The following is a 354-nucleotide window of genomic DNA, read 5'->3' as shown; positions in this document are numbered from 1 at the left end:
GGTGAAGGTGACGATCTGGCCGGCATAGGAAGGGTCTGTGAGGATTTCCTGGTAGCCGGTCAGCGCCGTGTTGAAGCAGACTTCGGCGACGGCGGAGCCGGTGGCGCCGAGACCGCGACCTTCGATGACGGTGCCGTCGGCCAGCACCAGAAGGGCGGTCGGCTTTTCAGTGGCCCAGGCGGGCGTCGAGGCGGCGGTCATCTCGGCCATGCGGCACTCCTATCAGGCCGCGCGCTGCAACCGGCCCGGCGGGCCATCTGCGCGGCAAACGGCGCGAAGCGGCGATTTCGCGGCTCCCACGCAGTCAAATTTCCGTTCATGCAAGGCCCAGTACATAGGGGAAGGGGGCAGGGC

At 67.5% G+C, this 354-nt stretch carries 1 protein-coding gene; it reads right to left on the bottom strand.

Annotation, left to right across the window (positions count from 1 at the left end):
* On the bottom strand, nucleotides 1-210 hold a 210-nt coding region (locus EOC06_RS38675), incomplete at its 3' end, for a carbamoyl-phosphate synthase domain-containing protein (protein WP_281062153.1).
* Between the last annotated feature and the right edge of the window lie 144 nt (nucleotides 211-354).

Origin of the sequence: Mesorhizobium sp. M7A.F.Ca.MR.362.00.0.0 (assembly GCF_004023175.1) — a bacterium.
Taxonomy (GTDB): domain Bacteria; phylum Pseudomonadota; class Alphaproteobacteria; order Rhizobiales; family Rhizobiaceae; genus Mesorhizobium.
This window is presented reverse-complemented; position numbering and strand designations above follow the sequence as displayed.